This is a genomic window from Nocardia sp. NPDC051929 (assembly GCF_044548645.1).
Lineage (GTDB): Bacteria > Actinomycetota > Actinomycetes > Mycobacteriales > Mycobacteriaceae > Nocardia > Nocardia sichangensis.
Genome location: NZ_JBIUCG010000014.1, coordinates 240,749 through 256,998 on the forward strand (window position 1 = coordinate 240,749; position 16,250 = coordinate 256,998).

General features: G+C 66.9%; 16 protein-coding genes. 5 read left to right on the top strand and 11 right to left on the bottom strand.

The features are described 5' to 3' along the window. Positions 1 to 109: 109 nt before the first annotated feature. A complete protein-coding gene (locus ACIHAX_RS20710) occupies positions 110 to 775 on the bottom strand; it encodes a transposase (protein WP_397279081.1) in 666 nt (221 codons plus the stop codon). Between the two features lie 890 nt (positions 776 to 1,665). On the opposite strand from ACIHAX_RS20710, the gene ACIHAX_RS20715 reads away from it, so the two are divergent. Next, positions 1,666 to 2,631: a ferritin-like domain-containing protein gene (locus ACIHAX_RS20715; protein ID WP_364428514.1), complete on the top strand. Its 966-nt coding sequence runs from the start codon at positions 1,666 to 1,668 to the stop codon at positions 2,629 to 2,631. Between the two features lie 654 nt (positions 2,632 to 3,285). Here ACIHAX_RS20715 and ACIHAX_RS20720 read toward each other — a convergent pair. Continuing rightward, positions 3,286 to 3,627 (bottom strand): hypothetical protein, encoded by a 342-nt coding sequence (locus ACIHAX_RS20720; protein ID WP_364428520.1) that lies wholly within the window; start codon positions 3,625 to 3,627, stop codon positions 3,286 to 3,288. Positions 3,628 to 4,119: 492 nt separating this feature from the next. On the opposite strand from ACIHAX_RS20720, the gene ACIHAX_RS20725 reads away from it, so the two are divergent. Both ACIHAX_RS20725 and ACIHAX_RS20730 read left to right on the top strand, forming a co-directional pair. Further along, complete coding sequence (locus ACIHAX_RS20725; protein WP_397279083.1) at positions 4,120 to 4,602, top strand: hypothetical protein; 483 nt, start codon at positions 4,120 to 4,122, stop codon at positions 4,600 to 4,602. 156 nt (positions 4,603 to 4,758) lie between these two features. After that, complete coding sequence (locus ACIHAX_RS20730) at positions 4,759 to 5,007, top strand: hypothetical protein (RefSeq protein WP_397279085.1); 249 nt, start codon at positions 4,759 to 4,761, stop codon at positions 5,005 to 5,007. A 229-nt stretch (positions 5,008 to 5,236) separates the two neighbouring features. Here the strand turns inward: ACIHAX_RS20730 and ACIHAX_RS20735 are convergent, their stop codons facing one another. The 3 genes from ACIHAX_RS20735 to ACIHAX_RS20745 all read right to left on the bottom strand — a co-directional run bounded on the left by ACIHAX_RS20735 (position 5,237) and on the right by ACIHAX_RS20745 (position 9,119). Beyond that, positions 5,237 to 5,608 carry a hypothetical protein gene (locus ACIHAX_RS20735; RefSeq protein WP_397077235.1) on the bottom strand — a complete coding sequence of 124 codons (372 nt, stop codon included), beginning with the start codon at positions 5,606 to 5,608 and terminating at the stop codon, positions 5,237 to 5,239. Between the two features lie 96 nt (positions 5,609 to 5,704). Next, entirely contained in the window at positions 5,705 to 6,643 is a 939-nt protein-coding gene (gene whiA / locus ACIHAX_RS20740) for a DNA-binding protein WhiA (RefSeq protein ID WP_397279087.1), read from the bottom strand. A gap of 964 nt (positions 6,644 to 7,607) precedes the next feature. Next, positions 7,608 to 9,119 carry a hypothetical protein gene (locus ACIHAX_RS20745; protein ID WP_397279089.1) on the bottom strand — a complete coding sequence of 504 codons (1,512 nt, stop codon included), beginning with the start codon at positions 9,117 to 9,119 and terminating at the stop codon, positions 7,608 to 7,610. Between the two features lie 806 nt (positions 9,120 to 9,925). On the opposite strand from ACIHAX_RS20745, the gene ACIHAX_RS20750 reads away from it, so the two are divergent. Both ACIHAX_RS20750 and ACIHAX_RS20755 read left to right on the top strand, forming a co-directional pair. Beyond that, positions 9,926 to 10,219 carry a hypothetical protein gene (locus tag ACIHAX_RS20750; RefSeq protein WP_397279091.1) on the top strand — a complete coding sequence of 98 codons (294 nt, stop codon included), beginning with the start codon at positions 9,926 to 9,928 and terminating at the stop codon, positions 10,217 to 10,219. 293 nt (positions 10,220 to 10,512) lie between these two features. Then, positions 10,513 to 10,869 carry a transposase gene (locus ACIHAX_RS20755; RefSeq protein WP_397279109.1) on the top strand — a complete coding sequence of 119 codons (357 nt, stop codon included), beginning with the start codon at positions 10,513 to 10,515 and terminating at the stop codon, positions 10,867 to 10,869. A gap of 31 nt (positions 10,870 to 10,900) precedes the next feature. On the opposite strand, the gene ACIHAX_RS20760 is transcribed toward ACIHAX_RS20755, so the two are convergent. The 6 genes from ACIHAX_RS20760 to ACIHAX_RS20785 form a co-directional block, all read right to left on the bottom strand. After that, complete coding sequence (locus tag ACIHAX_RS20760; protein ID WP_397279093.1) at positions 10,901 to 11,431, bottom strand: hypothetical protein; 531 nt, start codon at positions 11,429 to 11,431, stop codon at positions 10,901 to 10,903. Positions 11,432 to 11,457: 26 nt separating this feature from the next. Beyond that, complete coding sequence (locus tag ACIHAX_RS20765) at positions 11,458 to 11,718, bottom strand: hypothetical protein (RefSeq protein WP_397279095.1); 261 nt, start codon at positions 11,716 to 11,718, stop codon at positions 11,458 to 11,460. Beyond that, positions 11,719 to 12,723, bottom strand: coding sequence for a hypothetical protein (locus tag ACIHAX_RS20770; RefSeq protein WP_397279097.1), 1,005 nt, complete (start codon positions 12,721 to 12,723; stop codon positions 11,719 to 11,721). A gap of 277 nt (positions 12,724 to 13,000) precedes the next feature. After that, positions 13,001 to 13,624 (bottom strand): hypothetical protein, encoded by a 624-nt coding sequence (locus ACIHAX_RS20775; protein WP_397279099.1) that lies wholly within the window; start codon positions 13,622 to 13,624, stop codon positions 13,001 to 13,003. Positions 13,625 to 13,803: 179 nt separating this feature from the next. Further along, positions 13,804 to 14,190 (bottom strand): hypothetical protein, encoded by a 387-nt coding sequence (locus ACIHAX_RS20780; protein ID WP_364428553.1) that lies wholly within the window; start codon positions 14,188 to 14,190, stop codon positions 13,804 to 13,806. 1,285 nt (positions 14,191 to 15,475) lie between these two features. Continuing rightward, positions 15,476 to 15,823: a hypothetical protein gene (locus ACIHAX_RS20785; RefSeq protein WP_364428556.1), complete on the bottom strand. Its 348-nt coding sequence runs from the start codon at positions 15,821 to 15,823 to the stop codon at positions 15,476 to 15,478. Positions 15,824 to 16,250: the final 427 nt, after the last annotated feature.

The following is a 16,250-nucleotide window of genomic DNA, read 5'->3' on the forward strand; positions in this document are numbered from 1 at the left end:
CGGCGGGTGACCTGCTCGATGTTCAGGTCGGCGAGATGCGGAAGCAGGACCTTCAGATCAAGATCAGCACACCCTGGTCATGATCGATTACCTCCCGCCAGGCTCCAAATCATCGGCACGCCACCAACTTTGTGCCTGAGCCCAATTCATCCGGTGAGGCGGCGCGGGCGAAGCGGCGGATCGTGCCGCGGGCCAAGCCCAGCTCGCGACCGATGCGGCGCAGGCTGTGGCCCTGCGCGAGCAGTGTGTGGACCTGGGCATAACGCTCGCGGGTTCGGACCGCGGTCCGATCGGCACGCAGATGTGGTTCGACCGGGCCGTGGGGCAGAGCCGCCGCGATTTCGCTGATGTCGGGCCGTGCTGGTGCGTCGTCGGGGTCGGGCACCGCGGTCAGGTGGCGGCGGTGGCGGGCGACGGTGCGTTCGACGGCGTCGCCGAGGTTTTTCCATAGGTGCCAGCGATCAGCGACCTGGATCGCGTGCGGTGCTGCTGTGGTCGCTGCTTCGGCGTAGACGCCGGCCCGGTCGCGGCAGATGATTTCGATGCCGGGGCGGTCTCGAAGCCAGGCGGTCAGCCTCTCGGTGCTGCGGTCGGTGAGCATGTCGATCGGTCGGCGGGTCGTCATGTCGATCAGGATCGTGCCGTAGCGGTGTCCGCGGCGCAGGGCGAAGTCGTCCACACCCACAACCCGGGGCCGTACCGGCGCTGAGGCGCACGGCGGGTTCGGCGAGAGGTCCGGGGCACGCACCTCGCGGTCCATGACAGGCTCGCTCACCCGAATCTCCCTACGGTTCAGAGGGTCCGAGTGTCAAGCAACTCCGTCAGTTTTATACATCACAAGGGAGCTGGTGCGCGGCAGATTGACTCAGAAGCCAGCGACAGAGATCGAGAAACTCCTACGGCTTGCTGAGCATGGGTTCACGGCTTGCTGAGCATGGGTTCAACGCCAACGCAGTCGCGACCGAACTGAGTCGGATCACGAGCGTCAAGTGGACGCGCTCGACGGTCGATCGCATCGTGGCTCGCGCCGAGTCGATGGGCTTCCGAATCGGATCCAGGCAGGGGGTGGGGCCCGCGGTCACCTCCGCCTGATGCGACGGCCGGGGCGCGCGGCTTAGCCGCACGCTACGCCGCGTACCCCACGCCCTGCGTGAGCATCAGCGCACAACAACTCCAGATATGACGAAGGCCCCCAGCGGCAACTGAGGGCACTTCTGATACACGACCCGAAGGTTGCTCATGAAAGGCACCTCCGAGGGTAGCGCACGCCCTGCCACGGCATCAAATACCGCCAACGGCACACGGGCCATCCTCTACCTGGCCAGCGTGCGGGGCCATAGCTGTCCTGGGGATTTATGCTGAGAAGGCGGCGGAGTCCACTGGTAACGAATCCGATTCAGGCGCGGGTAGACACCCCTAACGCCGCACCGTTCGACCAGCGCAATACGGCGGCCCGCAGGCATCCTGTCTGCGGGCCGTCTCTCTACCGATCGGTTTCTCTCCTGGTGGCCGCGTGGGCCCGACGCACACACCCGCTGCCTGGCGCGGGCGGAAGGGGAAGGTAACGGGCGGGTTGCCGGTCCGGAACGCGGGTAAGCCTGACAGCCGGTGCACCGTTGCGCCGATTCGATGCTGTCTCACCATCGGAAGGAGGGGAAAGTCGATATGAGTACCCGCGAGATCACGACGTTGCTGGCGCAGCTGCGCGCTGCGCAGGCGTTGACCAATACCGAGATCCAGATTGCCGATACCCGTATCGCCCAAGCCCGCACCGAGGCGATACGCCAGGAGTTGTCCGCCAACGCCGAGCGCGCCCGCGACCGCGCCGCCGCCATCGAGGCCGCCATGCGCGAGTTGGGTGGTGTCCCGGAGGTGATCGGCCCGTTCCTCGGCCGCGCGGTCGCCGCGGTCAAGGCACTAGCCGACCAAGCGCAGCCGTTCGAGGAGGCCCTGCTGGGTGATCTGGCCCTGGAGCACCAACTACTCGACCGCGCCCGTTACATCAAAGCCCTCGCCACCACCGCCGGGCATCCCGAGGTCGTGGGGTTGGCGGACCGGTTGATCACCGCCCACACCGAGACCGTGGACTGGCTGACCACCGTCCTGGCCGAAGACGCCCTCGGCGGGCCCGCCGCGCTGCGCCCGACCCTGCTGCAAGCAGCCACCGGGACCGCGGTGCGACTGTTCAACCTGCCCGTCGACTGGTCGGCGCGTGGCCTGGACCGGGCGCTGGACACCGTCCGCGCCACCCGGCCCGCACTCGGGGAACTGCTCGCCCAAGGCGGCCGCGCCGGGGATGTCGCGGTCAAAACCTTCACCGCGTCCCGGGACGCGGCATTGGCCACCGCCGGGCAGGTCACCCGCGGTGAAGGCGCCGACACCGCCGCCGACGCGCTGCGGTCGGTCCGCGGCGCCACCACCAGTGTCCTGGATCCCGACGAACTGCCCATCAGCGACTACCCGGAGCTGAACCTGACCCAGGCCGCCGACGCGATCAAAGAACTCACTGACCCCGTCGATATCCGCGTGATCCTCGCCTACGAGGAAGCGAACAAGAACCGCCAGGGCGTGCTCACCGCCGCCCGCAACCGGCTCACCACCATCGCCAGAGACATCACCGGCCTCACCTGACCCAAGGTCCCTGCATCTTCACGCCGCGCGTCGGCGAGGCTCATCGCTGCGTTCCTGGCCGGGGTCGATGTTGTGGCTGCGGGCCGATGCTCGGCGGCTCGGCGGGCTACAGCCTCCCGTTGCGGCTCGGCCACAGCGAGGGCGAGGGCTCGTTCGCCCCGTTCACGTGCTGCGGCGACGAGCCGGCTGGCTTGGGGGGCCTGGTTCAGCAGTATGCGGCGGCGCTGCGGGTCATCGGTGACGCTGGCGAGCGCTTCGTTCTTCAGCTCCTGCACACGCCGGCCGATCTCGTCGATGACCGCCACCGGCGCCGTGCGATCGAGCCTGTTCAATACAGCGAGGACACCGGCGATTCTTTTTCCAAACTGAGCATCCTCTTCCCCCTGGATCCAGGTAACCGGCTGCGTCCTGTCCGAGCCAGGGTAACGCCGTTACCAGCACCGAGAGGTGTTCCCTATCATGAAAACCCTTCGGCCAGAGGCGGATAGGGCCCCGCTGCGGCGTCCTTGAACGTGCGCGGGCATTGTCTCAGCGCTCACGGCCCCCTTCCTGGCGAGCCGATCAGTCGTGGGCTCGGATCGCCACCCGGACCCAGGGTCCGGCAGCCGGGCTGGTCATCCGAATTCGGCGTCCACACCTGTGACTCGTCTACGGCTATTCGCCCGTGGCGTGCTCCGGTGCCCGCCGCTGAGCCGGGTCCACCCGAGTGTGGCCGTGGGGGAACGCGACGGGGATCGGGTCACCTGGCCGGAAGGCTTGGATGACACGGAGGTGGGTGGTCAGACCGGGCAGGTCGGTGAGGCGGGCTTGCCCGCGGGGGGTGCCGACGAGCAGCACTTCGACCTCGCAACCGGTGACGATGTCGGCCGGTTGGGACCGGTCCAGGGTGACCACGACGGTGGTGACTGGTTCGAGCCCCGCATGCAGGTACACCGGTCCGGCGTCGGAGGGCCGGTAGCTGAAGGTGAGCACTTCCGGTCCGGAACACTCCCGCACGAAGCTCCAGCCCCGGGCGGCGAGGGGTGATGCCCAGTCCGGTGAACACCTGCATGTCGGCTGCGGTCAACGGGTACCCGCGGGCCGTGGCGAGCGCTTGGAGGAGGCTGGCGGGTGGCTAGCGGCGATGCCAGATCTCGGCTTGTATCGCCGTGACCAGACCGCTCGTCTCGGCGCGCGGGCCGCGTGCGCGCTGCCCGGCACGTCGATCGGGTCTTTCCTTGCCCCTGGACATGAATGATCATCCTCGCAGTTCGGGCACCGGACCGTCCGCAGACACGCCTACCCAGGGGGTGAGTAGAGCTGGTCACGCCGCCGTATACGGCCAGCGACCACAGCGCCCACCGCCTGTGGAAGCGACACCGCACAATGGTGGGCACGGTCGGCGGAACCCGATGATCTGGGCCGCGGCCGGGTTCAGCGTGGCCGGTTCGTGCCGGACCTGTTGCCGAACGGGGTCCATGTTCGCACTGATGCTGATAGTTTGCGGCTATGGCAGGTAGGCATCGGAAAGGCCGGGATCACGACCACGCGGACTCCACTGCACTCACCGGGGCGCAGTCGGGGGATCCGTGCGGGCCCGGCACCGGCGGTGGGTTCGCGCAGCGGGCGTTGGCGGCGCAGCCGTTTATTCCGGCGTGGATCGCGTGGCTGCTCGAGCACGCGGGTGAGCCGTTGGCGCGGCTGGAGTATCAGATGCATTACCCGTTGGATCACACCAGTGACCCCGACCGGCGCACCGATGACGAGGCGGTGATCATCCGCCGTGCTTGCCACGCTGAACTCGCCGCTCGATCGGTGCAGCGCGCCCACCGCTTCTACCGCGACCAGCCGGGTGTGCTCTCCGCCCACTTTCCTGCCCTGCCGGATGACATCGAGTTCTACACCGCGTTGGAAGCCGGGCGTGAATGGAGCGGTCACTGGTATTCCCGCGACCCCATCGAAGCGTGGGAGTCGAGCGGCATGCCAGCCTGACCGCCTGCCAACCGGGTGCCCGGCGGCATCCTGGAAACAACTGTCGTACCTCGACAACGCCCCACCCCTCGAGGAGGGCACGTGCCACCGCAAACAATCGGCGAGGGAAAGGGACACGCCGGGATGGACGATCGTGTCGCTGTGCGGATTGCGGCCGTGCGCGATTCACGGATCTCGTTCCGGGCCAAAGGGGTATTGGTGTTTCTGCTGGCCGCGGGCCGCGGTGAGGACCTCAGCCTCGAGTCGATCGCCGCCGCAGGCACCGAGGACGCCACCGAGGTTGCCGAAGCGCTACAGGAACTCATCGACTCCGGGTATCTGGCCCGCGAACGCCAGTTCGGCGGCGAACTCGGCGAATCGGCATGGACCATCACCGACACCCCCGACCAACCCGAAACACCTTGACACCCGACGCCCGAGGCCCCCGCAGGCGGCTCTGTCGATTCTTCAGGACAGAGCCGAAGAAGCCGCAGTCCCCGCACAACCAGTCGCAACGAGGCAGTTCGCAATGACGTGCTCGACTCGGGTCTGGCCCGGACCTGGCCGAGCGTCATCGACCACCTCATCACCTCGATACCCAGCGGTAGTGGCAGTTTCCGCACGCCGATGCGCCCCCCGCATGCTGGGCGCGGTGTCATTCGGGGAAGTCGAGTCCGGCGACGAGATCGAAGAACTGTTGGTCGATGACGCCCCAGACCTCGACCTCGATGCCCTCGATGACGCCCCGGTACTCGATGGTCCCACCCGTGGACGGTGGCACGACGCGGGACAACCCCAGCAATTGTGCCCAGGCCTGCACGATCTCCGGGACCTGGGCTTCGCTGTAGTCCCGGCCGGCGGTGGTGCCGGAGACCGCGAGCGCGCCGGTGTCGTCGGTGACGAACAGCTCCCAGTTCAGCGGTGCGCACCCCGCCCGCTGACCGACCTTGTTCACTACGGCCTCGACACCCAACTCGATCATCCGGCCGAAACCATGACCACCGGCCGCATCACGCCACGACGTCACCGCCCCACCTCCTGTCCACATCGAGGGCTGCCGACCTGGGCCGCAGCAACCTACCGACTGTGAGACTTCGCTGAAAGATAACCACTGCGGTGATCGTCAGGAGGTTTGGGTCGTGTCGGGTTGCGTGGTGTGACGCTCGGCCAGGGCGATCAGCCGCCGCAGCCGCCCGGCGACGGTGTCCTTCGACAGGGGTGGGCTGGCCAGTTTCCCCAGCGCGCCCATCCCGGCCTGCGGATGTTGCAGCCGCAGGTGCGCGATGGCCGCGAGGTGGTCGGGGACCCGGTCGCCGAGCACCGCGAGCGCCGCCCGCACGGCCGCCACCTGGGTGTCGGCGGCATGCTGGGCGCGTCCGGTGTTGGCGGCAGTGAGCTCCCGCGTCGCGGAGTAAGCGCGGCTGCGGCGCCGGTCGTCCCAGCGCACGCGCATCCGCTGCGCCGCCCTGGGTGCGCCGATCGCGGCCAACGCCGTGGCGACCGCGTCGATCCCGGCCACGGTGACCTGCTCGGCGCCGGTTCGCTCGTGGTGACGCACCCCGGCGACGGCCCCTACCCGCCGCAGTGCCCCGGCGACAGCCAACGCGACCGCCAGGGTGGGACAGGTGATCTGCAGTCGCAGCACCGGGCCGGTCAGATGAACAGTCCCCGCGGCCGAGAACCCCGCCCGTGCGATCGCCGCGGCGTCCTGGTCGAGGCGGGCGATCACCTCCGGCGGCAGCCCCTGCACCCGACGCCCACCCCGGCGGCGGTCGAGCAGTCCCAACCGAATCCGCACGCCGGTCGCCTCCGCCACCCGCACCCGCCACCGCGGCCGCGCCCGCGGCCCGATCACCGCCACCCGCCCCGGCGTCTTCAGTTGCGTACCCAGCAGCGTGCACACCCGCCATGCCGCGGCCCGGGAACCGAACGCGAGCACACCGTCGCCGGTCGCGAACCGCACCAGCGTGACCAGCTCGACACGATCGGTGTGGTCGTCTCGCGGTGCCGCACCCAACTCTAGGGCCGCTATATCGGTTACCGATCGGAAATCGTCATCCACACCCCTCACCGTGCCAGCACACCCCCACCAGCCCCGTCACCAGGCGCGGCGCGGGCGGGCGCCACACATCTCGCGGCCGCAGCGCAACAGCAACCGACGAGTGATGACCCGACGATCCGGAATGACGATCAGGCCGCCACCGGGATCCACGGGTGCCGTTGTATGCGTTGGTTTGTCGCTGGTTCGCCGGTTGCGCGGGAGGCCACGACGAGGAGCGTGCTCAGTGGCCGTTGTTGCCAGACGTGGGCAGTGCAACCCGGCGGCCGAACCGCAGTGAGCGCCTACGCTGCACCCGAGCGGCCTGCCAGCGAGGCGCCGACGCGCTCGAAACGTTCCCGGACCGGCCCAAGAAAGCCCTGGCGACGGCCGGGAGAAAGAGAGTCCGAAGTGAATATCCTGTCGATTCTGTCGCTGCTGCTCAGCGCCGGAAGCAGCGTCCTGTCCCTCGGCAGCAGCGGGCTGTGACTGTAACCGACGATTCGACCCTGCTGGCGCGGCGCCCTGCGGACCGGCCCATGGTCCGCAGGGCGTTCACGACCACCAGGGTTGCCGGACTGATGAAGCCTGCCGCAGTCCCAGTCAGCGACTCGCGGGCGCCCGCAGAGCCGTTCACCTTCGACCAGGTGTGGGCACTGCTCGCGCTGGCCCAGCATCGAGAAGCCCGAGTTGATGTGTGGCCGAACGGCTCGACGCCTTGGACTCAGCCCCTCACAACTTGGTTAAGGGCCGCCCGGCCACCAAAGACGTGAACACCTCGCCGCACTGAGCGATACGAGCGGGCCGCGCCTGCCAGGTCCGTGCCTGTCCTTCGGCCGCACGTAGCCGTGGTTCGACGAGAGGCCCGGGGAGTCCGAACGGGTGTTATCCCGACTGTGCCCCGGCCTGCTCGACTCTGTCTCAACACGTGTTCACAGTCCCTCAGAATTCGGGCACCGACGCCACGGGCGATCGCTGGGAGTTCGGGTTATGGGCGGGTCACCTCGGTGGCGTGGAGGTTGCGCAGGGCGCCGTCACCGGCCTCGTGCTGGGAGGGGTAGAGCAGTTGCACGGCCACGGTCAGGGGTGTGCCGGGCTCGATGGTGTGGGTGTCATCCGGTGTGGTGATGACGACCGATCCGTCGGTGCCGTCCTCGAGCACCTTGTACCACTGGGTTTGCTGGGGATTGATGCGGGTTCGGGGCGGGACGTCGAAGCCGATCTCCCACCACACCACCCGCTGCTGGTGGGCGGCCAGAGTGAGTTCATAGCTGATCACCCACCCTTTGGCGTCCTCGGGCCAGGTCTGTGGCCACTGCCCGACGATCACGGGGGACACGGTGACCGGTGGCCGATCGACCTCGGTGGTGACCGAGCCGGAGTGCCGTTCGGCGGTGTTGGCGCGGGAGGGTGAGGTGACAAGGCTGGTGCAGGTGAGCCTGCCTTCGTACTGCGAATCGATGGTGCCGGTCAGGTTGATGGTCGCTTTGCTGCCCTTGGGCAGGTCGATCGGCATGTGCAAGCCGTCGCGAACCGAACCGGTGCCGCAGACGGCTCCGTTCTCGGCCTGGCAGGTGACTTCCAAGTCGGTCAGCTCTGTCGGGACGGTGGCGTCCAGCACGGCGTCGGGGGCGTCGTTGGGGCCGAGGTTCTGCACGCCGATGGTGTAGGCGATTCGCTGTCCGGACTGCGCTGTGCGCGGGCCGTGGATCTCCAGCGGCATTTCCGCGGGCAGGGTCACCTTGAGGTTGCGGATGCGGTGGGAGGCGGTCGCGGCGCCGGTCCCGGCGGCAAAGCCCAGTTTGAAGGTCTGCGGCACGGGTGGCTGACCGTCGGCGCCGGCGAGATGGAAGTCGTTGATCAGCAGGGTGCCGTTCGGGTTGGTTTTGTCGGCGTGGCGCACGGTGAGCCGGCCGCCGACGATGGAGACCTGGATGTGGGCGCCGCGCTCCCAATCCGCTCGGAAGCCACCCGGCACCGCAACGCCGGTGAGCCACCTGAACCCTTCCCGCAGGTTGCCGGCTCCGCGCACCCCCAGAGTGTTGGGCCGTTGCGCACCGCCTCCGGTACCGGCCAGCGGCGTGGCGAAGTTCCCGTAGTTGTCGAAGCCGACGCCGACGAACCCGGCGGTGACTCCCGGCGCGACGATCTGCCCCGACCCCGTTTTCGTGACGGAGTAGCCGAGTGCGGCGCCGATACCGCCGGGCTGGGTGGTATGCGCGCCGTCGATCACGTAGACGCTGAAGCCGTCGCCGAGGCCAGCTGCTCCCTCGCAGGAGTAGTCGAAGTCGATGGTGACCCCGAGCGTGGAGGAGAACGGCTGATCGAGGAACGCTGTCCCGGCTTGGGAATCGGTGTTGGGGGTCAGCTCCAGGCTGCCGCCGTGCAGCCGCGCACTGCCCAGCAGTTGCCAGTGCGGGTTGGTCACGGTGTCCTGGGTGAACGATTCGATGATCGGGAACTGCGCCTGCTGGATGGTGACCGGTGCATACGTCGTCATAGTCGAATCCTCTCGGGGGGCGGATACGCCAGGAGATGGGCGATTGCGCCACGCGGGTCGGCTCCGCCGCGGGTCCGGCGAAGCCCCGGTCTATGAGGTTCCTTGCCGAGCAGCCAAGGGCCACACAGTCGACTGTAGGAACAACCGGGCGCGACCGATTCACCTCTTTCGAATGAACCGGGGCAACCACCGGCCCGCACTCTGCGGCTTCGCGGGTGCAGGGCCGGACCGAACCCCTGGCCGGGTGGACCGGCGAAGTCGTCGTTGCAGCCGTGATCCGCGAAGCGGGTGTGTGATCCGAGGGGACCACCCAGCGGTCGGCTCCGTCACCGACGGCGACGAGGGAGGCTTCAGCGGGCGACCGAGTTCTGCGATACCGGAGAGCGCGTGTGCGGTGCAAGTGCGCCGCACACGCCACCACCCAGGGCGTCATGCGAGAAGGCGTCCTGGGCGGGTAGGGAGGCGAGTCGCACAGTGCTCCCTCAAACCGGTCGCCGGACGATTGAAGGGAGATCCGACGACACACCCACGATAACACCGGCCAGTCGGTTTAATCTCGGCGTCCCCTCGCCCAGGGATCCCGATGTCTGGGGTATCGCCTGCGCGTTCCCGGGGCGCCACACTCGAGAATCTGCGGTGACGCCAGCGCAGGTCCTGGTGGCGCACCCCGCGAGAGATCCGGGCGACCGCGACCCCACCGGCGGCCCATCAATGGTGCTGTGGCGTTGCGGTTGTCCTGGTCGGGCACCGTGTACGACAGATCTCACTGAAGTGCGGCGGAACGCAGGATCGACTGACAGATCGTTGTGCAACTGGGCAATCAGTTGTTCCGGTTCACCACAGGCCGCAGTGACCGCCTGCGCGGCGGGTGGGACGAACGCCAGAGCCAGATGGTGGGCGGCGAATCGCCGGTCCGCGTCGAGCAGCTGGATCGGTTCCTGGCCGGCGACACGGGCGCAGGCAACGCAGCAGCCGACGCATCGTCGGCGAGGAATGAGGACACCTCGTTGTCCGGCAGTTCAGTGAACGCCAAGTCGCCGGCGTGTCCGGTCTGCCTCGCCAGGTTCTCCATGGCCTGCAATGCCAGCGACTCGGCATGAAGCGACGCCGTCAGCGAGGCCAGATGCCCGACATCGGATGCGGTCGGTATCGCGTGGTGAGAGGAGATACCGCCCCTTCCCCGGGCCGGTGAGACCTCCTCGAAGGCATGGTGGTCCTTTCTCCAGATCGATCGTCCGGCGTTTCGGCCGCAGTCCCCCCTGGAGCAGCCCGTGAACTTCGAGTGTCAGACAGCGGCCGAACAACCGTATTTGCTACCGCTGCGACGAAGAAGGTTGTCGGGAGGTCCTTTTCGACAGTTCCGGACACGGCGTTAGTCAATAACGCGGTGAATATGGCGGTCCGGGAACGGAAAAGATCCCACGGCGCTATATTACATGCCGACCACGGCACTCAGTTCACATCCTGGTCGTTCGGAGAAAATCTCCGCAGACACAATCTGATACCCTCGTTCGGAACCGTGGGCGACTGCTTCGACGACGCCGCCATCGAAGCGTTCTGGGGGCGAATGCAAACCGAACTGCTGAACACCAGGAAGTGGCCCACGAACCTTGAGCTGACCATAGCAATGGCCGACTGGATCGATAATTTCTACAACGCCGAACGCCTCCACAGCTACCTCGGCCACGTCAGCCCCGACGAGTATGAGATGCTGTGGCACCCCACCCAACCAGAGTCTCAACTCTCGTAAGAGCGGCTCGCTCTCCGGGGGCCGGATCACTTCATCGGGGACCGCTCACGGTCATGAACGGCACGGTCAACTCTTGATCACCGTAATGGCGGGCGAAGGCGCGGGCATCCAGATAGCCCGCCCAATCCCTCTCACCGAACGTCAGTTCCGGGCGCGGGTAGCGCGAAAGCAGGGCTACCTGATGGGCCGGCTCGTCGATGAACAAGCTCGATTCCAGCGCACGCTGGGCTGGTGTGTGCAACCCCAACTCCGCCGACCGTTGATCAATCAGCCCCGGCAGCCCGGCAATGTTGTGTGAGAAGGGCGGCGTCGTGATGTCGGTAGTGTCGGGGTTCAACGGTCGCTCGTCACGTCCGGCTTCCTTGCGCTCGGGCAAATCACCGACGTGCGTCGATTCAACCTCGGATCCCCTGCCGTGCCGTTCCAGCCATTTCGCGAGCGTCTCGTCGGCATGCGTCGTTGTCGACACCGCAGACCGAAGACCGTCCGCGGTGCTGGAGAGCGGGTGCGCCGCTGCTTTCGCGACGCCCTGTATGTGGTCCGCACTGAGCATGTCGCGCACGGCTTGCAACACTCTACTTATCCGGCTCACAGCACCGCTCGATCGATTACATCACCCATCGAGCAAGTCGTAGGTGTAGTCGGAAAGCGAGCGCTCGCCGACCGCGCCGCTGCTGTGATCGTCGCCAGGTCGACCTCGCGCCGCGGCTGCCGCAGCACGGTCACCGGGCACCCCTCACGCAGCAGAACGATGACGAGACCAATTGCTTCAGCGTCGTTGTCGCCGATGACGGCACGCGCAGCGTGCAGGGCGGCCGAGATCGTGCTGGTAGTCGACTCTCGCGGCATCTACTCGCCCACCGCATCGTCGTCGGGCGGGAGAGGATCGATGCGCTCGCGCATCAGCCGTTCGAGCTCCGCCAGTGGCGACAATGCGCGCTCCGCCAGCCGCATCGCGGCCGGTAGCTCGCCGCGCCCGTGATGGGCCTTCGCGATGAGCATCACCGACGCGGACAACTGCGCGAGTAACAGCGTCTCGCGCGCCGTGTCGTGGGCGGTGGCCGATTGTTGAGCCAGCACATACGCCGTCCGCGCAAGACTGGCCGAAGGGGCCCCGTCCGGCCTCGGGCGGGGACCGCTGCTCCGGGCCATGCCGGATCGGGCAACTTGCTCGGATGCGGTGGCCAACGGCGCGCCGGAGGCGGGTTCGGAGCGCAGCGACCAGATGGCGAGAACTCCGGCGACTCGGGTGGCCGACCACTGCCAGCTTTGGCGATCTGCTGCCTCGGTAAGCCGTAGGCGGTGATTGAACTGTGCGGCATCTACCAGCGCTCGCTGCCACATCGCCTGCGAGGTCAACAGGATTGATTCCCGCTCCCGTCGGCCCATAATGCGCACATGTCGCCACTCCGCCGCCGCCTCCGACCGTGCCTGTTCGCTGGAGTCCCAATCCAGGCGCAGCACCTGCAGCAGGCAATCGCCACCGAGTTCTGCGTCCGATATCTCTGGTCGCAGAAGCGTTGTCCGCGGATCGCGCAGCGAGAAACCGACGACAGTCGAATCATTCGCACCGAAGCGTGGCTGCAACATCATTCGCGGCGTGCGCAGCCGACGGACGAACTCTCCCTCGCTCACGCTAGCGACCGCTGCGGCCCGCACGATCCTGCGCAGCAGATCGAATTCGGTTGCCGGGTCGGCATCGCGGCGTTCGGCATGCGCGAGTTCATGCTCCGCGCCAAACGGACCCCACGCGAGAAGACCATCTGCGGGCACTATCCCATAGAGCCCTAACCGGTCGGGTCTGCAACGACCATCATCGTGGTGGCGCGGCTGGTCGTCCTCGTAGAAGCTCATCGTGAGTCCGCCGCTCGATCGTGGCGCCCGGGCACATCGCTCAGCCCGCCGACCACTGGCGCGCATCTCGCACGCGAATGCCCGCTCCTGCTGTGCCAGCATCCCTTCGGCGTAGCGCAGATCGTCGGCGTGGAAACCGGAAATTCGGCCACGCCGAGCAGGTCCGGTAGCCCTCGCGGACTGCGTTTCGGTGGCGCAACGACATCGAATACGGTCGTCGGTGCGGCAGCGGCGCTCGAGGCCAAGACGTATCGCGTGTGGCTTTGCGCTTCGGCACTCATCGCCCGTTCCCCAAGAGATCATGCGAGGCTGCGGCGAACCAGTCGGTCTGGCCGTTGGCGCCGTACCCGGTGTGCGCGACAGTGACGGTCGCGTAGTGCAACAGGGTTGCGGGATTCGGCAGGTCAGCGTTCGCCGCGATCTCAGCGCCGACCGCGGCGCCGATCTGATTGACCAGCCTCGGGATCTGTCCTAGAGGGTCGGCGCTGATAGCGCCGACGAGTTGACCGACTGTGTCCGCCGCGGCCTGGGTCTGCTCCGTGGTCGGCGCGGGAGTGCGTGGATCTACTGCCTCCGCCAGGCGCTGCGAGACGGTTTGCGCGGGTGCTTGGTTCACCTGGCCGGCCGGATCAACCGTGACATCCGACAGCAACACCGTATTGGCTGCCTCGGTTACCGTGTGGCTCCATACCCCTGCCAGGCTGCCCGCCGCCGTGATCGGGTCCCGCAGGTCGGCCTGCGGCGCGAGTCCGGCTGCCGTGCGCAGCGCCGCGGCATGACCGGGGGCATCGCATGCCAAATCACCCGCCGCGCAAAACTCGCCCACTCGCCCGGCAAGGGCACCGAAGTCGGTGCCCCGGTCGGCAATGCCGCCGCTGCCCGGGACCGGCGACAGCCGCACATGTGCGGTGTGTGTGCCGTCTGTGCCCGGCGGGGCACTCGGCGACGCCTGGCCCCCCAGACTCGGTGTCGGCCCTGTCCCAGCCGGTCGGGTGGGATCACTCAGCAGCGCAATCGCGGCCACTCGATCTGCAGGCACCGGACCGATACCTGCAGTGGTGTCCTGCGCGAAACCGGACACTACCGCGGCGCCGCCGGAATATCCCGCGGCGCGATCTGCGTGTGTGGGCAGCGGTCCACGACCTCGGCTGCCGTGGCGTCCAGTCGAGCGGGGGCCTGATCAGTCGAGGAGGCGAACGGGTCGGTGGCCGGTCCGGCGCCCAGCACACCACCGAATGACGTTGGGTAGGGAATGTAGACGCGGTCCACGCTCGCTCCCTCAGCGACTATCGGTGCGAACAGCCGGCCGAGCATTCCCGAATCCGCAGTAGGGGAGGCGGTCGGCGATGACTCGGAGGTGCCCTGCACGCCCAACACCAGCAGCACCGGGCAGCCGGGCAGCGGGACGGGGCCTTCGTCTGCGGCCGCAGCGCCAGCGCCCGTCGCCATCACAGCGGCGGTGGTCACCGCCACCGCTTCCCACTCCCCCGGCTCGTGCACTCGTACGGCAGCGGCGATGCCTACTCACGCACTCACCTCCACAACTGCGCAAGCACAGGCTTCGCGCAGCGACCTGGATACTGCCGAGCGCCACACTGGACTCGGCCACGATCCGTACAATGAAACGTCGCAATGGAGTTCCTCTTTCAACGATCGAAGGCATTGGTAGATAGACAGCGCAGAAGCGACGGACTCCCAGGAGCCGGCCCGCAGCGTTAGGGCCGGATCCCACCAAGCCGGTCGATCGCGCCGAACGAGTGCAGAATCGCGATCCCGTTCGCCAGGATCGACAGGCCGCTCGAGACGAGATTCGAAACTGCGTAGGCCGAGAATGTCCATGAGTTAAGTATTCCTTTCATTACTGACGCACGAAGGCTATACAATCGGAATAGTGGCCGCCTGATATGAACTGATGACATCTCACAGCGAGCTTCAGTGGTCGCACGGCAGTGAATGGAAGTAAACCTCGTACACGTGCAGCGCACAGCGCAGCAACGGCGCACGCAAATTTCCCACCGCCCCCGGCGAATGTCAGCCCTACACATTCATAAACGAGCAGATTCCCCACAGCAGCTACCGCCGGGATGTCCGACCGAATACTGAATGTTCGGTCTACAAGTCAGTCTTCGGTAGCAAGATGTACGTGTCAACGCTCTTTTGGGTACCCACTTTGTATCACATTCTGCAGAAAGACACCCAGACCGTCAGCGCCACCGACATATCGGCAATTTCACCCACGCTGGGTACATTTTATGTCGAATGTTGGCTGCATTCAGGTGATCACACAGACCTGCTCTACACTCGCACCGCCGGCGACAAAAGGGCCGGCGTCGCCTGCGATCACCCGCACCAGCCTCAGTTGCCGGACACCGGAAGGAGTGGAACGCATCGTATTGCAATATCGGCGCGCTGCCGAACGCCTCGACACGTGACGGTGGCCGCCACAGTTGTAAATAATCGGCTACGGCGGCAATTGACCGCTAGAGAGTTGGACAGATCGAACCCCATACCCTCCACATCACGACTGGATGGGTCCGCACTCCATGCTCTACCGGCAGCGTCCGCGTCGATAGGTGACCGACAGCCGACGCAGACGCGCTAAATGCCCCGATCGAGTTGACAACCGCTCAGCAATCTCCCACACTTCCTCGACCCAGCTCCTTACCTGTCCATATTGTGCGAGAAAGCAACAGGTTCAGACATCCGCCCCTACGGTAAAGATACATACGTAGGCCACCCTGAGCCAGAGCCTTCAGCGAGATAGTCCCCCGGAACGGTGCGCCCCCGGTGGCTGCCGTTGCGGATGGACGCCCCGCCGTCGCGCCGGATCGCTCGCCTTCACCCGGGATATCGCCAAGGTGATCGTGCGACCGCCGGGCCGCCCATAGTCCAGCGGCACAGCGACGTTCGCGCATTCGCCACCGGCCTTGTCCAGGTTCTCGACACCGCACGGCTTCCACTCGAGCGGCTGGTGATAGAAGCGGTCCAAGTCGTTCGGGTGCGAGTCGCCCACCGGATCGGCCCGGCTGTACGCGGGCGCGGCGAGCAGTGCGGACACCGCCACAATCGACAACGAACGCCAGAACGGATTCGTGGACAACGAAATTCGCCTCTCCGCCGGAGCGAGCACATAGGTGGATGCGAAAGAACCGTATCGGATCTGCGCTCGCCACGGCGGCAACGCCTTCCCCCGCGCGGCGTGGTCGGATCGAGGCGTCCATTCATCTCGTCCGGCCGCGACGGGGCGGTACGGGTCCTCACGCCCACGGCCGAACGACCCCATGACCGGCGGAACCGACGAAGCCCGGCTCGAACGAATCGAGCCGGGCTTCGTCGACCGATCTCACGGCCCCGCGGTCTCGGTGGATCCGGAGCGCATTTCGTCCGAACGCTGTCGGAGCACGCCGAGCATCGACGATCAGAATTCGCCCATGACGCCGAGAACGGTGCGCCCCCGGTGGCTGCCGTTGCGGATGGAGTGCAGCACCCGCTCCACATCGGTGATCGGAGCGTAGTTCTCCAGGGTC